Below are 26,416 nucleotides of genomic sequence, written 5' to 3' on the forward strand. Positions count from 1 at the left end.
AGATCGCGCCTCAGAACCATTACTTACAAATGTGTCTTCATCACCACCATATTTTTTTATTTTTGCAATCGAAGCAAAGTGTGATTTGACCGTAAAGACTCTGCAAACATTACTTTTCAGCCAAAACACTACACCCATAATAAAAAACCGGACGTTTGTTCTTACTTGGTCTATACAGGAATCGGACGAATATGTTTTTGAACGAATTCGACAACTAGCCCTTCAATTACAGGTTGCTCTTTCGGCTTCGATTCGGTCTTTTATCAATGTGAAATACAAGCATCGAGTCACTGAGCTATCGGAACATCCGAATGCGATAACCCCAATCAATGAAATCCTAGTTAAAATCCCTTGGGGAGAAATAGCTGCTTGCCCTTGCTTTATCTCGTCCAATTGTGCCAGACCAATAAAACCGTTTCTAACAGGAGAGCCAGACTTCAACAACTGGCATCTTGTATCCTTACACCAAAGCCATACTGACTGTTTTGTAGGGCGTAAACTTGAACTAGAAACATTGAATAGCGGAATCAAGCGATGGCAAAAACAAGAAGCAGGCCAAACGTATTGTATTACTGGTACCGCAGGGATAGGAAAGACCAGCCTACTCAACCAGGTCATTGCGTCTTTGAATCGATCTTCGTGTTTAACCACAGAGATTCAAATCCTGAATCATGGTAGTGCTGATCTCTTGTCCCCTCAAAATATATTCACTCGGGCAATTTGTTCATTTACTCGTGAAGATACCGATGATTCTATTCGTCAGCAAACTGTCGAGTCATCAATTCCCTCTTCTTTCCACCTCTGCCTTTATTGGTTAATGGGGGTAGCACTCAACGAATCAGAAAAGCAGTTGCTGAACTTAATGGAGTTCCAAACGCTGAAACAAACGATAGAGCAATCTATCCCTTTCTTAATTCAACAACGGCAGACCAGCAAACCGCATTTGATTATTGTTGAAGATGTCCATTGGGCCGACGAAGTAATGTTGGCATTTCTTGAGACACTGCTACCTCATATCACAAAAACCAATATTTTACTCTTTCTGACGTTTAGGCAGCAAAAACGACTTAGTTCCAAACAATCTTGGTTTGCCAACGTGAATCTAATCGAACTTAAGGAGTTATCATCTGAAGAGTCTTACGAGTTAGCTTGCTCAATCACATGCCAACAGAATAAACATATCAATGACTGTATAAAGCTTGCGAAAGGCCATCCTCTATACTTGCGCCAAACACTGCTTTGCTCTCAGTTTGATAAAGACGTTCCGGAGTCATTGGAACATTTAGTTTCGATACAATTAGCTCAACTTCCAGCCCAAGATCGCCAAGCACTCTGTACTGCCTCTGTGTTGGGGCAGTGCTTTCAACTGGAGCAACTGCGTGAAATCACTCGAATTCCCGGCTACGTACCAGATAAGTTAGTCGACGCTGGCTTAGTAAAACTCAATGGCGATCAATACCTTTTCCATCATGATTTGATTTGCAATGCTGTTTTCCGTCAAATAGACAAGTCACAGTGTTCAAAAATACACATGGCCTGCGCAAAATGGTATGAGAACCGAGATCGATTCTTATATGCCGTCCATATCAATCATGCCAAGGGCAAAGGTGTATTTACTGTTCTTGAACAGACCGCCAAACATTACCTGAGTAATTATCAGTTTGAAAAAGCACTGACACTTATTGAGTACGCTATTAAAGAGTCACCTAAAGAACAGATGGCGTATGCACTAAATATGAAAGGAAACTGCCTGTATTCGATGGGACGCATCAAAGAGAGTATTGAGGTTCTTGAGCAAGCGGTTCATCACACAGAAAATGCTCCTGAACGTGTTCAATACTATTTAGACCTCATTAACCCCTATCGCTTAACCGACAACTTTGTACAAGCGATGTCGATTTTAGACCAAGCCCAAGCCCTGTGTGAAAAGCTGACGTTAAATAAATCTTTGTGTGAAATTCATTCGATGAGAGGTAATATGCTGTTCCCTACTGGGCAGCTAGACGAATGTGAGAAAGAACATTTACTTGCATTAGATTACAGTCAACGAGCAAACTGTTTTCGCGCGAAAGCGAAATCGCTTGGCGGCCTCGGTGATTGTGCCTACGCACAAGGAAAAATGGCCCGCTCATACGAGCACTTAACCGAGTGTTTGCAGCTGTGTGAAGAGCATCAGTTGCTTTCGATTGAAACTGCCAATCGCTACATGCTGGCAACAGTGATGATCTATCAACTGCAATCTGACGAAGCACTAAAACAGGCTCAGCATGCCTCGAATCTTGCCTATCTCACGGCAAACCGCCGAGCAGAAATTGTTTCCAGACTTACGGCAGCATGGATCTTTCTCGACCGTAATGTCTTGGTGCAAGCTGAAAACGAAATATCGACCGCTCTACAAATTTCAAAACAGCTTAATGCTCATCGATTTGTCGCTTTTCTTTTGGAGTCCAGTGCAAGATTGCACTGGTATCAGGGAAAAGAGGAGAAAGCCCTTTCGGACATCGACACGGCTCTAGAGCTTGTTCATATCAATAAGCTACACAATTTTATTGGTCCTTGGCTCGTATCTACCAAGGCACTTATTTGTGGCGATGAATCAACGGCCCTCTCCGCTTTGCGCACTGGTGAGGCTTGGCTAGAATCTACCTGTGTTGGTCATAACTATTTACGCTTTTACCAACAAGGAATCCAAGTAGCGTGGCAGTATAAGCAGCCTACGCTACTTCGAAAATATCGCGATAAGCTTGCTAACTTCACCCGAGAAGATCCGCATCCATGGGGTGATTTTTATATTGAACAAGCGAATCTGATGCTTGCCTTACTCGACCAGTCCAGCTCCGTCTCTGAGTTGTTAAACTTCAATCAGGCCGCGCGTAAGCATCAACTGAACCAGGCTCAAATAAGTGTTGATGAGCTCGACCATTGGCTCTTCACATCTACTCAACCATGAAATATTCAATAAACGAAGAAAGTCGACTAATTGCACCGTCAAATCATCTTGTTTGCTCGATTTACCTCGTCAAACACAGATATTCGAAACCATCGAATATCTGTGTTTTGGCACAGTGTCATCGCTGATTAGATTTATGCTGGAGCAAGATCACTTTGCTCCACCTTAAAGTTTTCGATGCTAGGAACATGCTCAGGTAAAAGTAGAGTAACGCGTTGATTTGCTACTTCAATCCATTTACCTGAACTATTTTTATATCGATAAAATGCCACGCCTGACTTCCAATCATCATTAAGTAGGATGTTGAGCGTTACGTTGTGAAGATCTGCTCCTAGAGGAGCAATACCTAGGTAAGGCTGGTAGCCCTGCAACGTCACCATGATATGACAATCACGCATCGTGCATTGATAGTTGAAACTGCCATTGAGATCAGACACCACATTTAACGGTGGGTTAATGGCCTGAAAGATATGTCCTTTACCCACTATTGATTTGTCTTCGCTGGCCACGAGTAGATTAACATCGAAGTTCACTCCTCCAGGTAAGCCGTTGCCAATTTGATAATGAGCAGTAAAAATTGCTTGTGATTCTTTTGATTCCATTTTCATTGTGTTCTCCAACTGAATTTATTGTCGTTAGTGACCCATTCAATGTAGATAACACGTCATTCAAGTTCAGTATCACTTTAGGCTCAGATCTACTTGACTACATAAATTATCTACGGTCACGCAGATGCCGCTCGTTCTTTTCATCAACCAGATATTATTGCTCTCTCGCTGATGCTTTTGGCGATTTGTACAGAACAACTGATACCAAACTGATATGGCGAAAATATGCATGCGGGTTAATATTAAAACAACTATTCAATACATAAGCCAAATGGAAAAAATAATGGAACAAGAATGGATGCAGGGAACGAAAGAAAACCAAGTGGTAGAACAGCACCCTAACCCTCAAATACAACGCCTCGCTGTACTTAACGCGTACTCAATCTTAATCAATAATGCCAAACTGTTTATTCAGAAAATGGATAAATGCGGTTTTCCTAAAGAGCGATTACTGACACCTCTTGAAAACACGGTTTCACCGGTTCCCGGTTTGAACCAATATCAAGTCGAGTCACTCATCTTCAATACTCGCTATCAACACCAACCCTTTGTCATTGTCATGTGCGAAAGTACGCAAGAAGTTCAACAAGCCTATCTAACAGCAACTCGATTCAGTCTCCCGATTCGTGTTCGCTCAGGAGGGCATGATCACGCAGGTGAATGCAGTGGTGACAACGTCATTTTGATTGACGTGGCAGAATTAAGACCTTCCAACTGTGTGACAATATTGCCACCATTGGTGCAGGCTATCGCTTCTATCAACTGACACCAAAACTTGCAGAGCATGATCGAATGATTGCACATGGAACCTGTGCCACAGTTGGGTTGACTGGCTATATTCAAGGCGGAGGATGGGGCCCTTGGACGCGAAAATACGGCATGTGTTGTGAGCACCTAGTGAGTGCAACCGTGGTATTGGGTGATGGTACGATCACAGAAGTCTCAGCAGAGTCCAACCCTCACCTATTTTGGGCACTAAGAGGCGGCGGAGGCATGAGTTATGGCATTGTTACCGAGCTACGCGTAAAAACATTCCCTTTACCCAAAGAGATCCACCGCTTCGAGCTTCAGTGGAACCTCTATCCAAAAATCAACGGTATGCTTCAGCCAATACCAACGCACCCTACCATAGATGTGCTAAAAAATTGGGAGCAGGCTATAAAAAGCCTCGATACGCCTAAACTTCTTGGCACCAACTTGCAAATTGATGCTCTGCCTGAATCATCTAACCACTGTGATCTCGAAACCATCAGCCATCACTGCACTATGTACGGTTACTGGGAAGGAACAGTGCAAGATCTTGACCAATTTATAGCCGTTCAATTTAGCGCCTGCTCCCCTGATTTAGTTCAAGTCTATGAAGCACATGGTACTGATTTTGACGGGAAGAAATACGATCACTCTCTGATGAGCACATGGGGGCGCGATTCTTTGTGTCAAAGCGGTTCTCCTTTCCCTCCAGATTATGACGCCCCAGCACCTCACAAAATCACTTCGCGATTGGTGTCAGAGCGAGGTCTTAAAGCAGAAGGCTATACTGCACTTTTGCAAAGCTTAACTTCGCCTTTGATAAAGCCAGAAAACCGCGATCAAGGGCTATTTAGTTACGTAACCTTAGGTGCGATCACTGGTGTCTTTTATCATCACTCAGACGACCTTGAAGACATATCTTTCCCCTACCGCCAGTGTCAATATACAGTCCAATACCAAACTTGGTGGAATGAAGAGATAAAGCAAAAACTAGAACTACAAAATAACCCAGTACTTGTTGATGTAAACAGAGCCATGGATTGGATTGATAAAGCCAGAGAAGCTGATATACCGGGAACCTATGGTGCCTTCATCAGCTTTAAAGATCCGGCAATTCCGACAAGCGTTTATTTTGATCGAAGCTACCGCGACTTAATCGGTATAAAAGAGAAATACGCTAAGGATAAGTTTAATCATCTTAGAACTAATAAGACCATCATTTAACATCAATATGCATCTTAAGAAGCATATATTAACAGACCGTCATTTGGCCGTTCTATCACGTATAGAAATTAAAAAAGAGGAAAAATTATGACAACTAAGGGTTCATTTTACGTTAAAAATAACTCCAGCGATAAAATCACCGGATATGTGAGATTTAAAGACTCTCCGGAAATGGAGGTCCGTTTCGACTTGAATACTGGCGAACAATCTGAATCTGCTAGTTTTGAATCCGGTGCCGCTACCCATGACTCCTGGTACTACAGTTTCAAAAAGGCAGGTGAAACCTATACTGGGGACAAGTCCTGTGCATACTATGCAAAAGACGAAAATAAAGGCCCCGTCGCTGTGGAAATCTTTAATGATAATTTAAAAATATCTCCACCACTTAGCGGTTCTTGTGAGAAAACTTTATAGCCGCTTACCCGATTCATTACTTCGCCCGAGACAGTTGCACAACTTCTCGGGCAGTTTCATTTCTCGGTATTTGGATTGAAGACTCTCCCTATTTTCAATCATAATCTGAAATTGTTAACTTTATGTTCTCACTTTATATCACCACTGCAAGATAATCGAATCAATAAAAATCACTTTTAAAACCAACTTTAAATCTAGAGTAACCAAGATTGAAAAAATAAATATATTATTGAGTTCTAAGATCAAAGAGTTTTACTTAATACATCACTTTTTATTTTAACTCTATCAACTGATACTAAACTGCTACTGACGTTTTTTGATTGAATGCTTAACTTAATAGCATGCGCTTATCTCAATGGCTAAAACCATTATTAAAGCGCAATTCTTCTATATCCACGTAATCTCTAAGCATTTGATTCAGAGAGTTTCTTGGATATGCATCATTCAAAATAAACAACGGAAAGCATGGCTATGTGTACAGATGTGAATATCAATTATGGTTGCAACAACCAAACCTTATCCGCTAGAACCATGGAGTTTGCAGTTAACCTTCAGACCGAGATTTGGTTTAGAGCCCAACAAACTTACCAAATTACGACCTTTACTTCCGACGAAAAAGCCGACCGTGTTTTTAATGGTCAGCCGCCACAACGTCACAGTAAAGAATGTGAGTTTAAAGCAAGTTGGAAGGGAAAATTAAGCTTCATCCACTGCAACGGCATTACCCGATATAATAACCCTCTTTTAACAGCTGATGGCATTAATGAATCCGGCCTTTCTGTTGGGTCACTGTACTTGCCCATTCTCAATCAAAATGTATCGACCTCTCACATCCCTGATGATGCCTTTGCATTAGGCAGCGGCCTGTTTGGTACTTTTATCTTGTCTACGTTTAATACTGTGGACGAGATGGTGACGTACTTCACTACTCACCCCGTTTACGTGTTTAACTCGACTATTTCAACTGGTGAAACAGAGAGTGACAATATGACGTTGGATCAGCATTTCGTGATTCACGATGCAAATAATGACAGTGCAGTCATTGAGTTTCTTAACGGTAATATGCATATCTATCGAGCATTTAAAGAAAGCGATATGTTCAGCAAAGAGGAAAATCAGCAAGCACGCTATCAATGTACCGAATATGACTTTGATGATTATAAAGTGGTTGTGGACCACTCCTACGTAGGAGTAATGACTAACTGCCCAAATTACCATTGGCATGTCAATCACCTCTCTTATTTTTCCAATTTGCGCAACTACAACCCAGAACCGAACAATGAAGTAACCATGCAACGTCATGTCCAAGTGCCTGGTCCACTTCAATCAATCAATGGCGCTGGCTTGATGGGCCTACCCGCCGACCCAACACCGCCGTCTCGATTTGTACAAACCTATGCAATTAAGCAGTTAAGCGAACAACCAACTAACTTCGACGAAGCCTTCTCACTCGGACAAAAGCTACTTAATCGCGTTGATATACCTTTGGGCATCATGGCGAATGAGTTTGAGACATCCGATAACCCTGAAGTCTTTTTTAGTGATATCACCCAATGGAGCGTTATTAGACATAACAGTCATCAGTCACCCGCGTTCTATCTGCGTACTTACGGAGACATGACTTGGCGAGTCGCTAATGTCAAAGACTATATTGGATTAAATAGAGACTGTCAGATTTCAAACGTTTTACAGCTCATGCCAGTTACAACATCATTACCGTTTGAACAAGTCGAATCTCGACCAACTATTAAAATCGCTTAGAGTTAATTTTGAAGCGCAAACAAATGAGAAGCAAAAAAGCCAGAGTAAGAAATCAATCTCACTCTGGCTCATAGCTGCATATAGTATAGTTTTATCTGCTATAGATATAACGTATGGTTGCTTTTACACTTGTTACATTCAGTCGATTTACTCTTTACCGAACACGTTGTTCTCTTGTTCTTGAACACGGATGAATGTAGTACGCTTGGTTAGCTCTTTAAGCTTTGCTGCACCCACGTATGTACAAGTTGAGCGAACGCCGCCAAGGATGTCTTGAATAGTGCCGTGAACGCTACCACGGTATGGCAATAATACGGTTTTACCTTCGGCCGCACGGTAGCCAGCAACACCACCTGAGTGCTTCTCCATCGCGCTCTTAGAAGACATGCCGTAGAATTTCATGAACTTCTCGCCGTCTTTCTCGATAACTTCGCCGCCTGACTCTTCGTGGCCCGCTAACATGCCGCCTAGCATAACAAAGTCCGCACCGCCGCCGAATGCTTTGGATACATCACCTGCGCATGAGCAACCGCCGTCACCGATGATCATGCCACCAAGGCCGTGCGCTGCATCGCCACACTCGATTATTGCAGAAAGCTGCGGGTAACCAACACCCGTTTTTACACGAGTTGTACAAACTGAGCCAGGGCCAATGCCTACTTTCACGATGTCTGCACCAGCGAGGATCAACTCTTCACACATATCACCAGTAACCACGTTACCCGCAGAAATCACCTTGTCTGGGAACTCTGCTCGCACGCGTTCAACATACTCGACTAAATGCTCTGAGTAACCATTTGCAATATCGATACAGATGAAAATAAATTCATCTGAAAGCGCCATAATATCTTTGGTTTTTTGGAAGTCTGCGTCAGATGTTCCCGTAGACACCATTACGTTATTCAGGGTTGCTTTATCAGCTGATTTAGCAAACTCAGCCCAATCTTCTACCGTGTAATGTTTGTGAACAGCAGTCATTACACCATGCTCAGCTAGCGCTTTAGCCATTGCAAAGCTACCAACCGAATCCATGTTTGCTGCGATTACAGGCACACCAGACCATTGACGACCACTATGCTTGAATGTAAAATCGCGGGTTAAATTTACTTGAGAACGGCTCTTAAGGGTAGAACGTTTCGGGCGAAACAGTACATCTTTAAAACCTAACTTAAGTTCTTGTTCGATACGCATTGTGTAATTCCTTGATTCATATGTATATGTGTCATCTCAGAGTGCGTAGTGATTTCGTTGGCAGACGAGTTCACTGTTCTTCGGACACAAAAAAACCGGAGCGTTGGCAGACGCTCCGGTTTTCAGCATTATAGGCTGTGATTTATTTCCTACAAGTCTGATATTTGAATTTTTTTTGTGATACCATCTTGATAATCGCATATCAAAAACACTCCTCAAGTCGTTATTTTTTCTCATTATTTATAATTATCAACAACTTAAGAAAACGTTCAAGTTAACCTATTGCGCAAACCTTTGCGTCATACCTTTAAAATGAAAACGCACAACCTCTCAAATCTGCCTAAAACTCAATCACCTAATACTAAGATGCCCTGCTAATTCGTAAAAAGTACTCAAAAAAATCGACCAATTTTCTCAACAATGCATGAAATATAATTAAGTTCGATAGAGCTCTTGGGTGATAGCGGTACGAAGAGTGCTAACGACATCACTTGCCAAAAGACCAATTTGACCATGCTGACTCACGTTTATATCGGCAGCATGACTGTGGAGTACCACACCTAAACGTGCCGCGATGGAAATGGGTAACCCTTTAGCTAGCAATGCACCAATAACACCTGATAGCACATCTCCCATTCCGCCCGTCGCCATTCCTGCGTTGCCCGCTAGGCAGACGTACATTCTCGTTCCATCGTAAATAAGCGTTCCCGCACCTTTTAAAACCACCACACCGCCATAACGCTCTTGCAGTTGTCTTGCAGCAGAATATCGGTCACTTTCTATTTGTTGAGTGGTCACATTTAATAGTCGAGCTGCCTCTCCAGGATGCGGCGTGATCACTCGCTGGTTGTCGCACACCAAAGTGCCATCACATCGTTGGCTTAGCATCGCTAGAATATTGAGCCCATCAGCATCAACAACTTTAGGTTTCTGTTCTTGAACCAGATATTGATAGGCTTGATAAGCCCACTCATCATCACCAAAACCTGGACCAAACACCAATACTTCAGCCCAGCGAATGCGTTTGGTTAAGTCGTTCTCAGTATCCCTGAGTAAGTCGGCGGTGATACTTTGGCTCATTACTTCTGGGCAGCCAATCTGTAGCGGAATAAGGCTACTCGGGTGAGTAATTGCGGCAGTTAAACCCGCTCCGGATCTAACCGCAGCGGAGGAACATAAGCGAATCGCTCCTGACATACCTTGGTTACCACCGACACAAAGTAGTTTGCCATTGTCACCTTTGTGTGCTGTCGGATTTGGCTTGGGCATTAACCTTGAAACAACCTGACGATCAATACCTAGTGCACTTTCTACTTCGATAGAATCAAACTCAATATTTACACCCAATCCACAAAAGTGGAGTTCACCAACTCGATCTCTCGCTTGTCCGGTGCACAAGCCTTGCTTAACACCAATGAAGGTTACAGTATGCTCAGCATGAATGGCATCGCCTAAAATAGCACCTGTATTTGCACACAACCCGGAAGGAATATCGACTGCAATCACTGGGGTGTGAATTTGATTGATTTGCTCAATGTAGCGACGGTACTCCGAACGAACCTCACCACTTAAACCAGTGCCTAACATGGCATCAATGATCACATCGGCTTCTAGCAATGCGGTATTCCACTCATCCCAATCATTGTTAACACCATCGATGGACTGCCAATCTTGATATGCGCGTAAAGCATCACCTTTGAGCGCAGTCACATCACCAAGTTGGAAAACCTGTACATTGAGTTGCGCTTGTTTAGCAAGCGAGGCAAATACGTATCCGTCACCACCATTATTCCCTTTGCCACAAATGACTAAGATATTTTTTGATTTGGGATATAAGTGTAAAAAACGCTCATACACAGCCATACCTGCGCGTTGCATTAGGCTATACATAGAAACACCAGCCATTTGCGCTGCCAGCGTTTCACCGTTTTTTACTTGTTCTGCGGTGTAGAGTTTTAGGGCGAGATTAAAGTCCATCTTCACGTTCTGCGCATTAGGAAACACAGTTATAAGTATACAAAAAAGCCAAGGCGAACCTTGGCTTTTGAGAAAGTTTTTTATCGCTACTGACTCTGAGACATCAATGCTTCAGCCGTCGCGTCTTGTATAGATAAAAACAACGAATTGATTTTCCCAGTCGGGGTACGCATGGGGTTCAGCGTAACGTTCTGGTACATAAACTCCGCTTGCTGAGTAACAGGGCGTACGTTACGGCAACGGAACAAGTAAGGACGCTGGCGCCACGTAATAAAGCTGCGGCAACCTAAATCATACACGGGCTTTGTTTTTAACTTAAACCATTCCTGCGGGATTTCAGGGAAGATATCAAAGATAGAACGACCAATTGCATCATGAGATTGCAAACCACTGTGATGAGTCATAAACCCATTCCACACTTGCACATTATAATCTCGGTCAATGACGACGAGCCCCATGTCGACGTTTTGCACCATGTCGACCATCCAATGGAATTGTTCAAACTCTGCTGGCATATTCAACATTAGAACTCCTCCATTAGATATGACAGTTTGTTATCGAGCAGCGGCAAAGATTCATCGACGAACATAAACAATAAATCACAACGGATTGACGTTCCCTCAATGTTGTAGCTCACCTCGAATGTCATGGTGCGGCTGAATGCGCCCGTCGTAGACTCAATGATCGAATCAATTGATATATGCTGACCAAGAAGCACTGGAGGGCTTTGGAAGAATCGCACTTCAGATTGTTCGCCTAAGCCATTTAAGAATGACCCCACCAAGATATTGGAAATATCCATGAGCAGCTCAAGCTCTTCCAGTTCGTCGCTGTCAGCTGGCACTTTCATCAACTTCTTGAGATCCGATACGCTCGAATCGCTCAAAATCACCAGCGCTTCACCCGCAATACCTTCGCCACAAAAGCCCTGACAAACGCCCGATACGTTATCATGCGACGCTAAGTCACGGAGTGCCATGTGTAGTTCGCTCACTTCGAAGATATTAACGTTCGGGAGCGGTAATTGCACAAACACATCAAAATGACGCGCCAATGCATCTGCGGCTCGACCAATAGAGACGTTCGCCACTTCCATATAAATATCGCGACGACGTAAAATCGGTAACTCAATAGAAACAGGCGTGATAATTTGAGGACGAGGCTCTGGCTCAACCAACTCTTTAAGCGCATTCTTGAGTTCATCTTTGGCGATCGGTTTTTGAATAAACGCTTTTGCACCCAGTGCGAACACGCGCTCTTTCGCTTTAGGTTGGATATCCCCCGACACCACAACCACCGGAGTTGTATTCCCTAACCGCTGCATGTTTTCTAGTGTTTCAAAGCCATCCATTTCTGGCATGGTCAAATCAAGAAACATCAATTTAAACTCGTTCTTTTCGAGTTCTTCTAGCGCATTTTTTCCGTGGATAGCAAACGTAATATCGGCATTCAATGTGGCTGGTAGTGATCTCGCCATCTGTTTGCGTGCTAACGCTGAATCATCACAGATGAGTACGGGAAAAGACATTCAATCACCTTTTTATATTCCACAATCTGCGCCGGAGTCTAACAGATTGTTACAGCATGTAATACGAGAAAACTGACGAGTTTTTATTTATTTTTTATTCAATAAGCATACGCAATATGAATGGATGAGTGAACAAAATGGCGAAAAAGCAAACATCCCATTCGCTGTTTAGTGACATGAAACAAACATGGATAAAACGCCTCCATTAAAAATAAGCACAAATTTGCATTTTAAATTAAAAATCCGTTTTTACTTCCACTCTATCCGCTCAGTATGAGTACTGGGTAAATCGGTATCGCGTAGCAATAAAAAAGCACCCTTTCATAGGGTGCCTTGAATAATGTATTCATCAATAAAGTGTCACTTCTATGGCACACCGTGACCTTTAGAAGCCACCCATACGCGATACCATTGCTCACGAGTCAATTCGATATTCAGCGCATTTACTGCCGTTTGCACACGCTCAATCTTACCAGAGCCAATGATTGGAATTGGGTTAGATGGCAAACGGCGTACCCAAGCGTAAATCACTTGGTCAATGCTAGTCGCCCCCACTTCTTCGCGAATCGCTTCTAATTCGTTGCGAACACGAACGGCTTGCTCACTGTCACCACTGAAGATAGAGCCTCCACCGAGGCAAGACCAAGCCATTGGGCGCGTACGCAGCATTTGCATTTGATCAAGCGTTCCATCATGTGCAACTTCAAAATTAAGCGGGTTGATTTCCACTTGGTTAGTCACAAGAGGCTTACCTAAACGGGATTGCAACAATTCAAACTGACGTGGAGTAAAGTTAGATACACCAAAGTGCTTCACTTTACCCACTTTGTGTAGCTCTGAGAATGCTTCAGCCACTTCATCGGCATCCATTAACACGTCAGGGCGATGGATTAAAAGCACATCGATTTCGTCCACATTCAAACGCTCAAGCGAGTTATTCACCGATTGGTAGATGTGAGCGGAACTCGTATCATAGTGATTAATCTTACGCTCTGGTGTTTTATCTCCGCACAGATTGATATCACACTTTGTGACGATCTGAATCTGCTCTCGCACGCTCTTATCGAGAGCAAGTGCTTCACCAAACAACTTCTCACACTCGTAATTACCGTATATGTCTGCGTGATCGACCGTGGTAATGCCTAACTCAATATGTTGCTTGAGGAATGACAAACGCTCTTGAGCAGTCATACCCCAATCAACTGCACGCCAATATCCTTGGACCAGCTCTGAGAACTCAGGGCCTTTTGGTGCAGTCACAACTTTTGCAACCATGGTTTTTCTCCTTCAATTGATCTGCATCCATCGTAGTCTTGTTTTCACATCGGCTCAACGGGTAAACTTTGGCAATTCGAACTGGAGTACGAAATATGTCTTTTGCCCAACGCCTAGCCACCTTGATCGGAGAAGAAAGCATCAGCGGATTTGCACGACGCGTTGATGTGTCTGAAGCTTTAATACGCAAATATTTAAAAGGCAGTGAACCGAGCCTAACGAAAGCAAATCAAATTGCGATGCGAGCCAACTGCTCTCTTGAATGGTTAGCGACCGGATGTGGTTATTTATATCGCCGCGCTGAAGTCGTAGATATGGATGCGTACAAACTTGCATTTCAACACGTTATGAATCAGCCGTTGCCAGATGAGGCAGAAGAACAGCACCGTAAGCTCATCGCTGGCTATCAATACCTGCGCGCGCACAAAAAATCGGATGGATTTTTGGACGAGTCTGCGATGGCGACCTTCCTATCTCTCCATAAAGAATCTAAAAACGAGTCACTTTAACATCGATAATTTCGCCATCGCTGTGCAATTCCACATTTAAAGACGGTGATGGCGTCGCAAACTCGTCCGGCTTTACCCAAAGTAAGCTTCGAATCGTTTCTTGCGGATAGCGGTTTATCAACAAGATCACTTCTTTATCGACAAGCTCAGAAGATTTCTTTTCCAGCGCTTCAACGACGTCATAGTGTTCTTGTCCGATAGTTATGTTGCGTAAAACTAATCCGTCTTTTCTTAAATTGAGGATTAAGCCATTGAGACTTTGCCATTGATATTCGGTCAAAAAAGAGAACTGAGCACTGTCCTTTCCCAAAACCACTTCACCATACAGATGCTGCTGATAGTACGAAAAATCGTCCAAACAAAATGTGCTGATATACGTTGAAACATCTTGCTGCTGCACGTCACAGCGATACCAGCTTCCCCTTGTCTCTATACGCTCTTTTAAATTGGAGTACGGCATTGAAGACAACGTGTCCTGCCACCAACTCGGCGTCGAAAATGCTGGAAACGTTACCGAAAAACAACATAAAGAAAACAGGACTCGAGGATAAAAGCGCATGAATTACTCTGGTTGATTAACATCGAACCCAGACATTACCGACTAGTAGAAATTGTTCAAGATAAAAATAGTGGCAGGTAGTGCGGAAAGTTGTAGAGCAGAAATTAAGAAGGCGCACATTTGCGTGCGCCTCTACCTCGTTACTCAATCGTGAGTGTGCGAATCGGAGATGTCTATTGATGCATCCCGAACATAAAACGAGGACTTACCGTAGGGTTTGAATCCATCCAAATTGTGTGTAAAACCTCACATCCCTCCTTCTGAAGCAGTCATGTTGCTTTACACCTAAAGCATGGTTCATTTTGCTCAAAAAACAAGTTTTTTATCCCAAATTATGAGAGCAATAGCACAGTCTTGGTGAATGAATGACATCGCGACACTTCGAACACTCAATAGTGAAAAGCTAAATTGCATCTTTATTGATTAGGTCTAGACTCTGCGAAGCGTATACTTTCTCGCGTCCCTTCCACCAGCAACAGGAGAACTTGTTAATGACCAAACGAGAGAGAATTGTAAAATCTGTGTTAGCGCACGTACCGAAAGATGCGATTAACCAGTTTGTCTCTCGAGGGTCCACACCATTTTCTGTCCTGATTATGGCCGCAATCGTTGGCACACTAGCTGGTTTTGTCGGCACTTACTTCGAACTTGCGGTTCATTTTGTTTCTGAAACTCGTACCGAATGGCTAAGAAGCGAAATCGGTAGCGTACTTCCTCTTTGGCTTGCTGCTGTACTGATCAGTGCTCTGCTTGCTTTTGTTGGTTACTTTCTTGTTCACCGCTTTGCTCCAGAGGCTGCGGGATCAGGCATCCCAGAAATAGAAGGCGCGATGGACAACATTCGTCCAGTGCGTTGGTGGCGAGTCCTGCCAGTAAAATTCTTCGGCGGCATGGGCGCACTTGGCTCCGGAATGGTGCTCGGTCGTGAAGGCCCAACGGTGCAAATGGGCGGTGCTGTCGGTCGAATGGTGACCGATATTTTCCGTGTGAAAGATGACGATACTCGTCATTCCCTACTCGCTTCAGGTGCCGCTGGTGGTTTGGCTGCCGCCTTTAATGCCCCACTCGCTGGCATTATGTTCGTTGTGGAGGAAATGCGACCTCAGTTTCGCTATTCTCTGATCTCAATTCGCGCGGTGATCATCTCTGCTATTATGGCCAATATTGTGTTTCGTGCCATCAACGGGCAAGACGCTGTCATCACAATGCCGCAATATCACTCTCCAGAGCTTCAGTCCCTTTGGTTATTTTTATTGCTTGGCGCATTGTTTGGCGTATTCGGAGTGATCTTCAATAAATTGATTACCGTGGCACAAGACAGTTTTGTCGCAATTCACAAAAACGATCGTAAACGCTATTTAATCGTGGGTTCACTACTTGGTGGCATTTTTGGTCTGCTTCTCTTATACGTGCCACAGCTAACTGGCGGTGGCATCGGCCTTATTCCTGATATTACCAATGGCAACTACTCGGTATCCGTTTTAGTTCTGCTTTTCTTTGGTCGCGTCATCACGACGTTGCTATGCTTTGGCTCTGGTGCGCCGGGCGGTATCTTTGCACCGATGCTTGCTCTGGGGACCTTGTTTGGCTATGCATTCGGAGCGAGTGCTGATGTGTTGCTTCCTACGCTTGATATCGAACCTGGCGTATTTGCTATTGCGGGCATGGGGGCCCTGTTTGCTGCAACGGTACGCGCACCGATCACGGGCATTTTGTTGGTGATTGAAATGACCAATAACTACTACTTAATTCTACCACTTATCATTACTTGTTTAGGTGCCGTGATTATTGCTCAGTTGTTTGGCGGACAACCGATTTACAGCCAGTTGCTACATCGTACAATCAAAAACGATAAGTTACGTCAGCAGGATCTTCCTGAAAACCAATCGACATAATTCTCGCTTTGTTATTATTTCGCTCCAAACTATCGAAGGGTTTGGAGCGATAAACTCTACATTTTTACATCTTTTCCAAAATATTCGATACCAAACTCACAAAAACACCATTCTCTGATATTTCCTCACCACCTTTCATGAGTAAGCACTCTCTAAACTTGCTAGTATTCGCTACTCAAATAGAGCATTTCATCCAAATCATCACGTTTCGTTTCATTCAGGCAAAAATCAAATGGAGTAGATTTGAACTGGAGAAGACTTGTGCAGTTTTATAGCGTTCCGCCGTCTCAAGCCGCGTTAGCGCTAGGTATGATAGGTTTAGGACAAGCTTGGGCACTCTATGTCCCTGAAATTGGTGAACCAATACGCCCATTTTTAGCGTCACTCGGCGCGCTTTTACTCGCCCCTGTGCTGATAAAATATGCCACGAATCCACGATTATTTATGGTCGACATTCGTCACCCATTGAGCGGTAGCTTAATGGCCCCCATGAGTATGGCGTTACTGATCCTTGCAGATTATCTTGCTTCTGTAGCGCCAATCATTGCTTATCCACTCTGGTTTATGGCACTTTTGCTGCATTTTACTATGATGGTACTGTTTTTTAGCTTTCAGCTAATGAACTTCAAAATGTCGAATATTGTACCTAGCTGGTTTCTCTATCCAGTGGGACTGATCAGCAGCTCATTAGCAGGCTCCCAATTGGGTCACAACCTATTCTCTGAAACCTTAGCGATGATGTGCATTGGCATTTATTTCTTTATGTTACCGCTGGTGCTCTATCGTTTGGTGTTTTTCGGATCTCTACCGAGACGAGCCAGGCCGACCCTCGCAATTATGGCCGCACCGGTAAACTTGTCATTGGCGGCATACTTGGTGAACTTTCCCCTGCCCGATCCGATACTGACGGGCGCATTAGCAGGGATTGCTATCACAATGACGTTATTGATCTACCTGTGTTACTTCCGCTTACTTCGATTGAAGTTTCAACCTTCTATCGCGGCGGTAACCTTTCCTTCCGTGATCAGTGCCATTGCGATGCACCGCTTAACCTCCTTTTTTGCCGAATCGCATCCACATTGGCACTGGCTACACGATTTTGGCTTTTTAGAGCTCAGCATTGCGACTGTGTTGGTGGTTTGGGTATCGGCAGGTTACGTCAAAATGTATTGGCCAGAAATCGTTAAGTCGCCCTCTAAACAAGCATAAAAAACGGCCTCATCTGAGGCCGCTGTTCATCTCATCAATAAGACATCAACCCACAAACTTCGCCATGAAGTTCCCAATGTTAGTCAAACTCGATGCCGCCATTACGATAACAATCGCTGCTCCAGTTAGCGTTAAGTACATTGGGTGTTGGTAGTCACCGACAATATCTTTGCGCTTTGTCGCAACCAATACAGTGCCCAAAACGATAGGAAGAATAATGCTGTTCACTAGGCCCGCTAGCATCAAAAGAAGAATTGGCATGTCCATGGTTACCGTGCCTAGCGAGGTTAGGATAATGAAACCAACACACCACGCTTTCTCGTTTCGCGCCACAACTGGGAAAAGCGTCTTAATTAATGAGATAGCCATGTAAGAGTTACCCACCACAGACGTGATGGAAGCCACAAACAGTACTAAGCCAAAGATGAAGTAACCAAGCTGGCCAGCACCTTGACGGAAAGCGTCGGCTGCCGGGTTAGCTGAATCCAACGTTGCGCCTGTCGCGATAACACCAAATACAGCTAAAAACAGTAGGACGCGAATAACCACCGCAATAGAGATACCAGCCCACGCCGTTGAAGTGATGGAAGGTACGTTCTCTTTACCTTTCAAGCCAATGTCCACTAGACGTTGTGCACCCGTGTAGTAACCGCCAACTGCGCCGCCAACGATAGTCAATGTAGGCAGAAGCAAGCTTCCAACATCCATAGGCATCACCGCTGCACTTAGTGTCTCTCCCATCGGAGGTAAGCTCGTCATTGCCACGTATGCGATCAGAACAATCATGAACAAGCCAAGGTAGCGAGCCATTTGGTCCATTCGTTTGGAGGCGTTATGAACCACAAACAGCAAACAGCCAACGACACCGGTAAACAGTGCGCCCCATGTTGTGTCCACGCCCGTTAGCACATTGATGCCTAACGCTGCGCCACTCACGTTGCCAAAGTTAAACGCCACTGCACCAAGCGCAAGGAGAATACCAACACCATAACCCATGCCGGGTGCCACTTTGTTCGCAATGTCTTGGATTCGCATGCCAGAAACGCCGACAATACGCCACAAGTTCATCACAATACCAAACGTGATAAAAATGGAAGCCAAAACTGGAAATGCCATGTCGACTTTGTAGATATTTGTGAAGACTGCGGTTTGAGTTAAAAAGCCGGGACCCACAGAGGTTGTCGCCATCAAAAAAGCGACACTGAGCATGGCTTTCTTTTGCCAACTGCTTTCTGTAACTGGAGCTGAAATAGAGGAGGTGCTGATAGTGCTTTGTGTAGTCATGCCGAGTCCCAAATTTGTTGTCTTTCTATTATTAGAAAATAGAAAGACAACTGACCGAGATCAGCTGAACTTAGAGAAATATTTCTTTTTAAAACAAACGATTACAAGTTGTAGCCGTTCATTGGGCGCATATATTAAGAGCAACGAATGTGACTGTCAATACACAATTGCATAATTACTATTTATTGCGACTCACTTGACGATGATTTGGATATAAAAGATATAAAAAAGGATGGCAACTCGCCATCCTCTCTCAATTTTATTTGTCGATTTGATTAACGCAGGCCATGCAGAAATTCAGCCCGGGTCGCTGGGTTGCTCTTAAAAATACCACCTAACGCTGTAGTCGTGGTTTCACTGGTGGCATCCATCACACCGCGTGATTTCACACAGTAATGCGTCGCGTCGATAGTCACCGCTACATCATCAGACTCAAGCAATGTTTGCAAAGCAACAAGGATTTGCTGGGTCATACGCTCTTGGACTTGAGGGCGTTGCGCAAAGAAACGAACAATACGGTTGATCTTAGACAGGCCAATGATCTTACCGCGAGGAATATAAGCAACAGCGGCTTTACCGTCGATTGTCACAAGGTGGTGTTCGCACGTACTGGTCACAGTAATGTCTTTCACGCGAACCATTTCGCTCACGTTCATCTTGTTTTCGATAACTGTGATCTTGGGGAAGTTGGAGTAATCCAAACCAGAGAAAATCTCGTCCACGTACATTTTTGCAATGCGGTGTGGCGTTTCCTCTAAGCTATCATCCGTAAGGTCGAGCTGAAGCAGACCAAGAATCTCACGCATGTGGTATTCAATCTTTTCCTTCTTCTCTTCACGGCTAACGGCATTAGGGCGCATTGGTGTTTCTAACCCGCGTTGCTCTAGCGCTTCTTTCACTAACTTTGCTGACTCGCTAAGACCTGACATTTCACTTCCTCTTTTGTAACTACCACTCTCGGTGTGAAATACAATTGCCGTGTTTTCATCCCGTAGCGTTAAAGTCGCTCAGTCCGATGTTTATAACGCCAAGGCACATAACAAGAATACACTGAGCTATTTTCTCATGCTCCGTAGGAACTTTACCCCTTTCGGATGGGTGACAAGGATACTCGGATTTTTGAATAATTACACCCATATTTTATAGGTGGACATTCTTACTCGGTCCCCTTTTATGGTAGAGTTGCCACAAAACAAAAGAACATAGGATTATCTCAATGGGCTGCTGCGACGCACCTGGCTTGATGCCAATTGAAGAAGCGATGGATAAGATGCTATCGCGAATCAAACCTATCCAAACGACACTTTCTCTTCCTCTTGCTGACGCTCTGGGTTTTGTGCTGGCTGAAGATATTTTATCGCCAATTCACGTACCCCCTTTCGACAATTCAGCAATGGACGGTTATGCCATTCGTATTCAAGACCTAGAAGTGTCTACAGTGTTGCCTCTGGCAGGAAAATCCTTCGCAGGTCAGCCTTTTGAGGGTGAATGGCCGGCAGGCACTTGTGTTCGAATCATGACTGGCGCGAAAATTCCGGAAGGCTGTGATGCCATTATCATGCAAGAAAATACGGAAGTGACCGACTCTGGTATTCAGTTCAACCAAACGGATGTGAAGCCGCAAAATAACATCCGCCCTACGGGTGACGACATCAAGCAAGGGGATATTGTATTGGCAAAAGGCGCGCGCCTGACACCGCGCGATATTCCAATGATTGCCTCTCTTGGTGTCAGCCATGTCACCGTCGTGCGTAAGCCAAAGGTGGCATTTTTCTCCACAGGTGATGAACTTAAACCATTGGGTGAGCCACTCAAGGCGGGTCAAATCTACGACAGTAATCGTTACGGTATTAAGCCGCTAATCGAAAACTTTGGCTGTGAAGCGATTGATCTTGGCATTATCCCTGACTGCCCAGAAACACTAAAAGCAACATTCGAAAAAGCACAAACTCTCGCGGATGTAGTTGTAACGTCTGGCGGCGTCAGCGTTGGTGAAGCAGATTACACCAAAGACATTCTTGAAGAACTTGGAGAAATCGGTTTCTGGAAACTGGCAATCAAGCCGGGTAAACCTTTCGCATTTGGCAAGTTAAGTACTGCTTGGTTCTGTGGGCTACCAGGTAACCCTGTATCTGCGGTGCTAACCATGTACGTACTTGTTCAACCAATGTTGGCTAAATTGGCTGGCCACACTGAATGGAAAGCACCTGAGTCTATCCCTGCTACGACTAAAACCGCATTTAAGAAAGCGCCGGGACGTACAGACTACCAACGCGGTATCTATACTCTAGAAAACGGTAAATTTGTCGTTGAAACCACTGGCAACCAAAGTTCAGGAGCCTTTCGCTCAATGAGTTTGGCAAACTGCTTTGTTGTGTTGGAACGTGAACGTGGCCGTGTGGAAGTTGGCGAAACGGTTCAAATCCAACTGTTTAACTCAACGTTATACTAGGAACATACCGTGGATATTCTTTCCGATCAGGAGATGCTGCGCTATAACCGCCAGATCATTCTTCGCCAGTTCGATTTCGAAGGGCAAGAAGCGCTCAAACAAAGCTCAGTGCTTATTTTGGGTGCTGGCGGTTTAGGTTGCGCTTCTAGCCAATACCTTGCCACGGCTGGTGTTGGCAATATTACTTTTATCGATGACGATATTGTTGAGCTCTCCAATTTACAACGCCAAGTATTGCACCACGACGCCGATATTGGCAGTAAAAAGGTTGACTCCGCGGCGGATGCATTGCGGGAACTTAATCCTCATATCGAAGTAAACACCGTCGCTAAACGCCTTGACGACACTCAGCTTCAAGCTTTGATTGAACAACACACTGTGGTGGTCGATGCTTCAGATAACGTCGACACTCGCAATCAACTCAACCGACTCTGCTTTGCAACAAAAACACCGCTTATTTCTGGTGCAGCCATTCGTATGGAAGGCCAAGTGAGTGTGTTTACGTACGACGACCCAACTCAACCGTGCTATCAGTGTTTGAGCGCGCTATTCGGCAGCAGTGCATTAAGTTGCGTTGAAGCTGGCGTCATGGCGCCTGTTGTGGGTATTGTAGGCGCTGTACAAGCGATGGAAACCATCAAGGTGATTGCAAATTACGGCCAACCCAAAAAAGGGAAGATCCTCACTCTCGATGCGTTTAGCATGTCCTGGCGGGAAATGAATTTGATGAAAATGCCGACCTGCCCTGTTTGTGGCTAAGTAATGCTGTCAGCTTATCAATGAAGATTCTCAAAAAGCTCAACGTAACGTTGAGCTTTTTCTTATTCTGAGATTCATATTTCGAACCAAATAACTTACCGATATAAAATTCATTATAAACAGTAAGTTAAAAACTGGCACATTCCTTTCATTGCATATCATACAAACCAATGAGAGGGCGAATCATGAAAAGGACATCACTATTACTTGGATCTCTGTTTGCAAGCGCATACGTAAGCGCAGCGCCATTCGACACTTGTCCGAGCAAAGCATATTTATTCCAATCGACCCCAGTGCAAGTTTACGGCGTTAATCTGGTTACCGGATCAACCAAGTTACTGACCGACGATGTGGGCTTAGCATCTGGTATTAACGGCGTCGGTTTCAACTTCACTGATCGATACATCTATGGTTACGATACAACCAACTTGAAAATCGTACGTTTAGGCCAGGACTTTCAAGCAGAAACTCTCAACGTACAAGGGCTTCCTAGCCATACGTTTTTTGTCGGTGACGTGTACAACCACGTCTACTACTTGTATCGCAAAGGTAAAGGGCTGTTTTCCATTGATCTGTCGCCGTTAGATACGGACCCAAATGCTACCTTAACCCTGAATAAAATCACATCAAATGCAAGTGTGAGTTTAACCGATTTTGCGTTCCACCCTGGCGACGGTGCGCTCTATGGTATCGATAATGGGTCTGGCGTATTGTATAAATTCGATACAAAAACAGGCCAAGCAACCGCGATCGGCAATACAGGGGAAACGGGTACCTTTGGTGCAGGCTACTTTGATGTAAACGGAAACTACTACGTATCGCGTAACCAGGACGGCAAAATTTATCGCGTCGACTTATCAGAAAATAATGCCGCCAATATCGCTGCGGGCATTGTTCCTGCTGTAGAGTTTGTGTCTAACGGTCCAAGTTCCAGCCAAAATGACGGTGCCCGATGCGCGAACGCTCCTGTTATTGACGAAGACGAGCCAATTGACTTTGGTGACGCACCTGACACTTACGCTACCTTGCTCTCTTCTAACGGACCACGCCACGCTGTTGATGGTGTAACTTGGCTTGGCACAATTGCGCCAGATGGTGATGCCGATGGACAAGTGGCTCCGTCTGGAGATAACAAAGTTGGTACAGCAGATGAAGATGGCGTCGGCTTTGTTGCCGCACTCGACCCAGGGTTAAGTTCACTAGTGAGCGTAACTGCATCAACATCCGGCTACTTGTCAGCTTGGTTTGACTGGAACCGAGATGGTGACTTTGCTGACGAAGGTGAGCAAGTATTCACCGATGAGTTACTCTCTGCAGGCAGCAATACGCTTCCATTTGTCGTCTCTGAACTGGCAACCGCAGGTCCTAGCTGGAGCCGATTCCGCTTTAGCCAACAAACTGGTCTGAACTTTGATGGCGGATCAACATCAGGTGAAGTAGAAGATTACCCAATCACAATCACTGAAAACGGCGTATCCGTACAGCACTTCCCAAGTGCCGATTCCTACGCAACGGTCGCGTATGAAGACAACTGGCCTTACACCGCTGACTACGACATGAATGACGTAGTCATTAAGTTCCGTATGACTGAAACACGTATGGACGGCACGGTGGAAAATATCCAAATTAGCGGAGATCTGGCCGCCTATGGGGCTGGCTATAAAAATGGCTTTGCTATTCGTCTACCTGGCGTTTCGAAAGCGAGCATTGAAAACGGCTTAACAAAGCTAACGTTTAATGGCAAAGAACAACCGACCAACGGTCTAGAAGCGATATCAGAAGAAGCCATCTTCATTATCAGTGACGACCTCAGTCAGTATGCGCAAAGTCAATGTGCGTATTTTCGAACCCAAACGGGTTGCAATGATAACGTCGCGTTGTCTTTCACACTGACCATCTACTTTAAGGAAGGAGCCGACCGCTCAGCGCTACAGGCCATGCCTTATGACCCATTTATCTTTGCCACACCCAATACATATCACGGCGATGGCATCACCTTTCAACCAGGTAGAAAATGGGAAGTACATTTGCCAGACCAAGCACCAACTGAGCAGTTTGATGACGCAAACCTATATGGCGTGGGCGTAGACGCAAGTGACCCGGCTCGAGGCGTGTACTTCAAAACAGCGAACAATCTCCCTTGGGCATTGCTTATCGTCGAAGAGTGGAATTGGCCGCTAGAGAAAGTTGACTTAGTTGACGCTTACCCAGAGTTTGCCACCTACGCCGAGTCTGGTGGGCGAGAAGGAGCAAACTGGCATACCCAACCTAAAGCAAACAAACGTTACATTCCATAGGAGAAGCATCATGAAAAACTTAATCACAATCATCATGGGATTAGCGTTAACAGCCTGCGGTGGTGGCGGTGGCGGCGGTGGCGACAAAAGCAACGATAACGCTACTCCACCTCCAGCTCAAACTACCGTTATTGTTGAAGAGCCAAGCATGCAAAATTTAGACGTACCAGATGGGTTCGATTATGACCCAAGGTTAGAAAGCTCACTTGCGGTAGATATAAGTGGTTACTCTTTACAGCGCGCACATCTGAGCATTTATAAGGAGTACCGTGAAGATGCGTCTGGAACCTACCAAGCGAAATATTCGAGCAATGTTGCTTCTGCTGCGCTGACGAGTGGGAAAGCTAACTTAGACTTCTCCACCTCGGATAGCCAAGGTAACCTGTTAATCGAAATTTGGTTCTACGATGGCTCAGAACCTCTGCAAAAAGTCGTCTCAACCGGAAATACGACATGGCGCATGTAAGATGCTCTATTGGTGAGCATTGATACTCGGGACTGGCGCAAGCCACAGGTTTTAAGACAAAATCGCATCGTTCTTTGAACATGCGATTTTTTTGTTGTAAAACAAAATAATTACTTGAAACAATAGCAATGGAGCGCAAATTGGATAATCCCAAAACCTATATGTTGGTCTTCAGCGGTTTCATTGCCCTACTTGTGCTCTTGTTGCTCATTAAGCAGACGGATGAGAACACGGTTTCAGCCACCGTCATTAGCAACACTTTAACTCAGTCCCTTGATGGTCAACGTCGGTACCTCACTATTAATTCACCTGAGATAGAGCAACAACGAGTGACGGTTCCAGTGTCCGCATCTTGTCCAGTGGGCTCTATTGCGTTGTTCCACCAAGCATCCCGCTCAAGTCTTGACTCATCCCTTTCATTCATTCGCTGTGAGTAAAGCTACTGTGCGGACTTCCCAAATCAGAAGGATTTAACCATGCAAGCATTGATCGATGCCAAAGAACTTCATGCTTTATTAGACCAACCAAATGTAAAACTTCTAGACGCGAGTATTCGTTTTCAAATTCCTTCCGAAGGGAAAAAGATCACCAATAAGTGGATTCCAGGCTCATTGCGTTTCGACTACGACAATGACTTTTGTCTCCCAGATACCAATCTCCCTCATATGATGCCAACAGAAGAAGGATTTAATAACAGCGCTCAGAAACTTGGCCTGAACAACGAAGACCTTATTGTTGTTTATGACAACTCAGGAACACTCGCCTCTCCGCGCGCATGGTGGATGTTTAAGGCAATGGGACACGATAATGTCAAAGTGCTTAATGGTGGCCTCCCGGCTTGGATTGAGGCTGGACTGCCTGTCACGGATGTCTTGTCAGAAGCTAAGCAGCTTGGAAACTTTACCGGGAAATTAAATAAACATGCTTTTTTGGACGCAAATGCAATATTAGAGTACTCAAACAATTGCAGTGCAAACATTGTTGACGCTCGCTCACGTGCACGTTTTTTAGGCGAGGTACCAGAGCCAAGAGAAGGACTGCGTTCTGGTCATATTCCTAATTCTGTTTGCCTCCCTTTCCAAACATTATTGAGTAATGGCTTTATAAAGGCAGACTCGGAATTGAAACAAGCATTTAGTGCACTAACGTTATATAATGATAAATCAATCATTTTCAGTTGTGGCTCAGGTGTAACGGCCTGTATTTTGCTGCTAGCAGCATACCAGTTAGGTTGGCGTGATTTATCGGTCTATGACGGGTCATGGACAGAATGGGGCGCAGACCACTCATTACCCATTACTCGCTAAT

21 protein-coding genes and 1 pseudogene are annotated in these 26,416 nt (G+C 44.6%); 13 read left to right on the forward strand and 9 right to left on the reverse strand.

Annotated elements, in window-relative coordinates; translation table 11 throughout:
* Nucleotides 1-268 precede the first annotated feature (268 nt).
* On the forward strand, nt 269-2,950 hold the full coding sequence (locus tag F7Y48_RS10775) for an ATP-binding protein (RefSeq protein WP_316683952.1): 2,682 nt from the start codon (nt 269-271) through the stop codon (nt 2,948-2,950).
* Between the two features lie 134 nt (nt 2,951-3,084).
* Here F7Y48_RS10775 and F7Y48_RS10780 read toward each other — a convergent pair whose 3' ends face one another.
* Entirely contained in the window at nt 3,085-3,558 is a 474-nt protein-coding gene (locus F7Y48_RS10780) for a DUF1842 domain-containing protein (RefSeq protein ID WP_104970567.1), read from the reverse strand.
* 559 nt (nt 3,559-4,117) lie between these two features.
* Between F7Y48_RS10780 and F7Y48_RS10785 the strand changes: the two are divergent.
* From F7Y48_RS10785 to F7Y48_RS10795, 3 genes and pseudogenes are all read left to right on the forward strand, one after another.
* Nucleotides 4,118-5,532 (forward strand): annotated as a pseudogene (locus tag F7Y48_RS10785) (FAD-binding oxidoreductase).
* Nucleotides 5,533-5,619: 87 nt separating this feature from the next.
* Nucleotides 5,620-5,946 (forward strand): hypothetical protein, encoded by a 327-nt coding sequence (locus F7Y48_RS10790; protein ID WP_047008149.1) that lies wholly within the window; start codon nt 5,620-5,622, stop codon nt 5,944-5,946.
* Between the two features lie 465 nt (nt 5,947-6,411).
* Nucleotides 6,412-7,707, forward strand: a complete 1,296-nt coding sequence (locus F7Y48_RS10795; protein WP_316683955.1) for a linear amide C-N hydrolase — start codon at nt 6,412-6,414, stop codon at nt 7,705-7,707.
* Nucleotides 7,708-7,854: 147 nt separating this feature from the next.
* Here the strand turns inward: F7Y48_RS10795 and F7Y48_RS10800 are convergent, their stop codons facing one another.
* The 5 genes from F7Y48_RS10800 to F7Y48_RS10820 form a co-directional block, all read right to left on the reverse strand.
* Nucleotides 7,855-8,898: a GMP reductase gene (locus F7Y48_RS10800; RefSeq protein ID WP_005396079.1), complete on the reverse strand. Its 1,044-nt coding sequence runs from the start codon at nt 8,896-8,898 to the stop codon at nt 7,855-7,857.
* 435 nt (nt 8,899-9,333) lie between these two features.
* A complete protein-coding gene (locus F7Y48_RS10805; protein ID WP_258508549.1) occupies nt 9,334-10,875 on the reverse strand; it encodes an NAD(P)H-hydrate dehydratase in 1,542 nt (513 codons plus the stop codon).
* A gap of 86 nt (nt 10,876-10,961) precedes the next feature.
* Nucleotides 10,962-11,399, reverse strand: coding sequence for a PAS domain-containing protein (locus F7Y48_RS10810; protein ID WP_005396081.1), 438 nt, complete (start codon nt 11,397-11,399; stop codon nt 10,962-10,964).
* Nucleotides 11,399-12,403, reverse strand: coding sequence for a response regulator (locus F7Y48_RS10815; protein ID WP_006741121.1), 1,005 nt, complete (start codon nt 12,401-12,403; stop codon nt 11,399-11,401). Before F7Y48_RS10815 ends, F7Y48_RS10810 begins: the two co-directional genes overlap by 1 nt.
* Before the next feature lie 366 nt (nt 12,404-12,769).
* On the reverse strand, nt 12,770-13,678 hold the full coding sequence (locus F7Y48_RS10820) for an aldo/keto reductase family oxidoreductase (protein ID WP_047008144.1): 909 nt from the start codon (nt 13,676-13,678) through the stop codon (nt 12,770-12,772).
* A gap of 95 nt (nt 13,679-13,773) precedes the next feature.
* Here F7Y48_RS10820 and F7Y48_RS10825 point away from each other — a divergent pair, with 95 nt between their 5' ends.
* On the forward strand, nt 13,774-14,187 hold the full coding sequence (locus F7Y48_RS10825; RefSeq protein ID WP_005396084.1) for a helix-turn-helix domain-containing protein: 414 nt from the start codon (nt 13,774-13,776) through the stop codon (nt 14,185-14,187).
* Here the strand turns inward: F7Y48_RS10825 and F7Y48_RS10830 are convergent.
* Complete coding sequence (locus F7Y48_RS10830) at nt 14,168-14,746, reverse strand: hypothetical protein (protein ID WP_258508550.1); 579 nt, start codon at nt 14,744-14,746, stop codon at nt 14,168-14,170. The genes F7Y48_RS10825 and F7Y48_RS10830 overlap by 20 nt on opposite strands.
* A 491-nt stretch (nt 14,747-15,237) precedes the next feature.
* Between F7Y48_RS10830 and clcA the strand changes: the two genes are divergently transcribed.
* Together clcA and F7Y48_RS10840 are read left to right on the forward strand one after the other, a co-directional pair.
* Entirely contained in the window at nt 15,238-16,641 is a 1,404-nt protein-coding gene (gene clcA, locus F7Y48_RS10835) for a H(+)/Cl(-) exchange transporter ClcA (RefSeq protein WP_005396086.1), read from the forward strand.
* Nucleotides 16,642-16,902: 261 nt separating this feature from the next.
* Entirely contained in the window at nt 16,903-17,850 is a 948-nt protein-coding gene (locus tag F7Y48_RS10840; RefSeq protein WP_074190502.1) for a TDT family transporter, read from the forward strand.
* Between the two features lie 45 nt (nt 17,851-17,895).
* Here the strand turns inward: F7Y48_RS10840 and F7Y48_RS10845 are convergent, their stop codons facing one another.
* Both F7Y48_RS10845 and folE read right to left on the reverse strand, forming a co-directional pair.
* Nucleotides 17,896-19,134 carry an NRAMP family divalent metal transporter gene (locus tag F7Y48_RS10845; RefSeq protein ID WP_258508551.1) on the reverse strand — a complete coding sequence of 413 codons (1,239 nt, stop codon included), beginning with the start codon at nt 19,132-19,134 and terminating at the stop codon, nt 17,896-17,898.
* A 275-nt stretch (nt 19,135-19,409) separates the two neighbouring features.
* Nucleotides 19,410-20,063: a GTP cyclohydrolase I FolE gene (gene folE / locus F7Y48_RS10850; protein ID WP_006741127.1), complete on the reverse strand. Its 654-nt coding sequence runs from the start codon at nt 20,061-20,063 to the stop codon at nt 19,410-19,412.
* A 287-nt stretch (nt 20,064-20,350) separates the two neighbouring features.
* On the opposite strand from folE, the gene moeA reads away from it, so the two are divergent.
* From moeA to F7Y48_RS10880, 6 genes are all read left to right on the forward strand, one after another.
* Nucleotides 20,351-21,586, forward strand: a complete 1,236-nt coding sequence (gene moeA, locus F7Y48_RS10855) for a molybdopterin molybdotransferase MoeA (protein WP_316683962.1) — start codon at nt 20,351-20,353, stop codon at nt 21,584-21,586.
* A 9-nt stretch (nt 21,587-21,595) separates the two neighbouring features.
* On the forward strand, nt 21,596-22,345 hold the full coding sequence (moeB, locus tag F7Y48_RS10860) for a molybdopterin-synthase adenylyltransferase MoeB (protein ID WP_316683963.1): 750 nt from the start codon (nt 21,596-21,598) through the stop codon (nt 22,343-22,345).
* 185 nt (nt 22,346-22,530) lie between these two features.
* Nucleotides 22,531-24,642 carry an LruC domain-containing protein gene (locus tag F7Y48_RS10865; RefSeq protein WP_006741130.1) on the forward strand — a complete coding sequence of 704 codons (2,112 nt, stop codon included), beginning with the start codon at nt 22,531-22,533 and terminating at the stop codon, nt 24,640-24,642.
* A gap of 10 nt (nt 24,643-24,652) precedes the next feature.
* Nucleotides 24,653-25,108: a hypothetical protein gene (locus F7Y48_RS10870; RefSeq protein WP_074190498.1), complete on the forward strand. Its 456-nt coding sequence runs from the start codon at nt 24,653-24,655 to the stop codon at nt 25,106-25,108.
* Nucleotides 25,109-25,248: 140 nt separating this feature from the next.
* Entirely contained in the window at nt 25,249-25,545 is a 297-nt protein-coding gene (locus F7Y48_RS10875; protein ID WP_006741132.1) for a hypothetical protein, read from the forward strand.
* Nucleotides 25,546-25,584: 39 nt separating this feature from the next.
* Entirely contained in the window at nt 25,585-26,415 is an 831-nt protein-coding gene (locus tag F7Y48_RS10880) for a sulfurtransferase (RefSeq protein WP_176319213.1), read from the forward strand.
* Nucleotide 26,416 lies beyond the last annotated feature (1 nt).

The sequence above is a fragment of the Vibrio sp. 2-1-2a genome (assembly GCF_032648565.1).
Lineage (GTDB): Bacteria > Pseudomonadota > Gammaproteobacteria > Enterobacterales > Vibrionaceae > Vibrio > Vibrio diabolicus.

Coding starts and splice junctions, on each gene's coding strand:
- F7Y48_RS10870 (WP_074190498.1), top strand. CDS start 24,653: ATGAAAAACTTAATCACAATCATCATGGGATTAGCGTTAACAGCCTGC.
- folE (WP_006741127.1), bottom strand. CDS start 20,063: ATGTCAGGTCTTAGCGAGTCAGCAAAGTTAGTGAAAGAAGCGCTAGAG.
- F7Y48_RS10790 (WP_047008149.1), top strand. CDS start 5,620: ATGACAACTAAGGGTTCATTTTACGTTAAAAATAACTCCAGCGATAAA.
- F7Y48_RS10880 (WP_176319213.1), top strand. CDS start 25,585: ATGCAAGCATTGATCGATGCCAAAGAACTTCATGCTTTATTAGACCAA.
- clcA (WP_005396086.1), top strand. CDS start 15,238: ATGACCAAACGAGAGAGAATTGTAAAATCTGTGTTAGCGCACGTACCG.
- F7Y48_RS10795 (WP_316683955.1), top strand. CDS start 6,412: ATGGCTATGTGTACAGATGTGAATATCAATTATGGTTGCAACAACCAA.
- F7Y48_RS10820 (WP_047008144.1), bottom strand. CDS start 13,678: ATGGTTGCAAAAGTTGTGACTGCACCAAAAGGCCCTGAGTTCTCAGAG.
- F7Y48_RS10825 (WP_005396084.1), top strand. CDS start 13,774: ATGTCTTTTGCCCAACGCCTAGCCACCTTGATCGGAGAAGAAAGCATC.
- F7Y48_RS10815 (WP_006741121.1), bottom strand. CDS start 12,403: ATGTCTTTTCCCGTACTCATCTGTGATGATTCAGCGTTAGCACGCAAA.
- F7Y48_RS10810 (WP_005396081.1), bottom strand. CDS start 11,399: ATGTTGAATATGCCAGCAGAGTTTGAACAATTCCATTGGATGGTCGAC.
- F7Y48_RS10865 (WP_006741130.1), top strand. CDS start 22,531: ATGAAAAGGACATCACTATTACTTGGATCTCTGTTTGCAAGCGCATAC.
- moeA (WP_316683962.1), top strand. CDS start 20,351: ATGGGCTGCTGCGACGCACCTGGCTTGATGCCAATTGAAGAAGCGATG.
- F7Y48_RS10805 (WP_258508549.1), bottom strand. CDS start 10,875: ATGGACTTTAATCTCGCCCTAAAACTCTACACCGCAGAACAAGTAAAA.
- F7Y48_RS10830 (WP_258508550.1), bottom strand. CDS start 14,746: ATGCGCTTTTATCCTCGAGTCCTGTTTTCTTTATGTTGTTTTTCGGTA.
- F7Y48_RS10845 (WP_258508551.1), bottom strand. CDS start 19,134: ATGACTACACAAAGCACTATCAGCACCTCCTCTATTTCAGCTCCAGTT.
- F7Y48_RS10800 (WP_005396079.1), bottom strand. CDS start 8,898: ATGCGTATCGAACAAGAACTTAAGTTAGGTTTTAAAGATGTACTGTTT.
- F7Y48_RS10780 (WP_104970567.1), bottom strand. CDS start 3,558: ATGAAAATGGAATCAAAAGAATCACAAGCAATTTTTACTGCTCATTAT.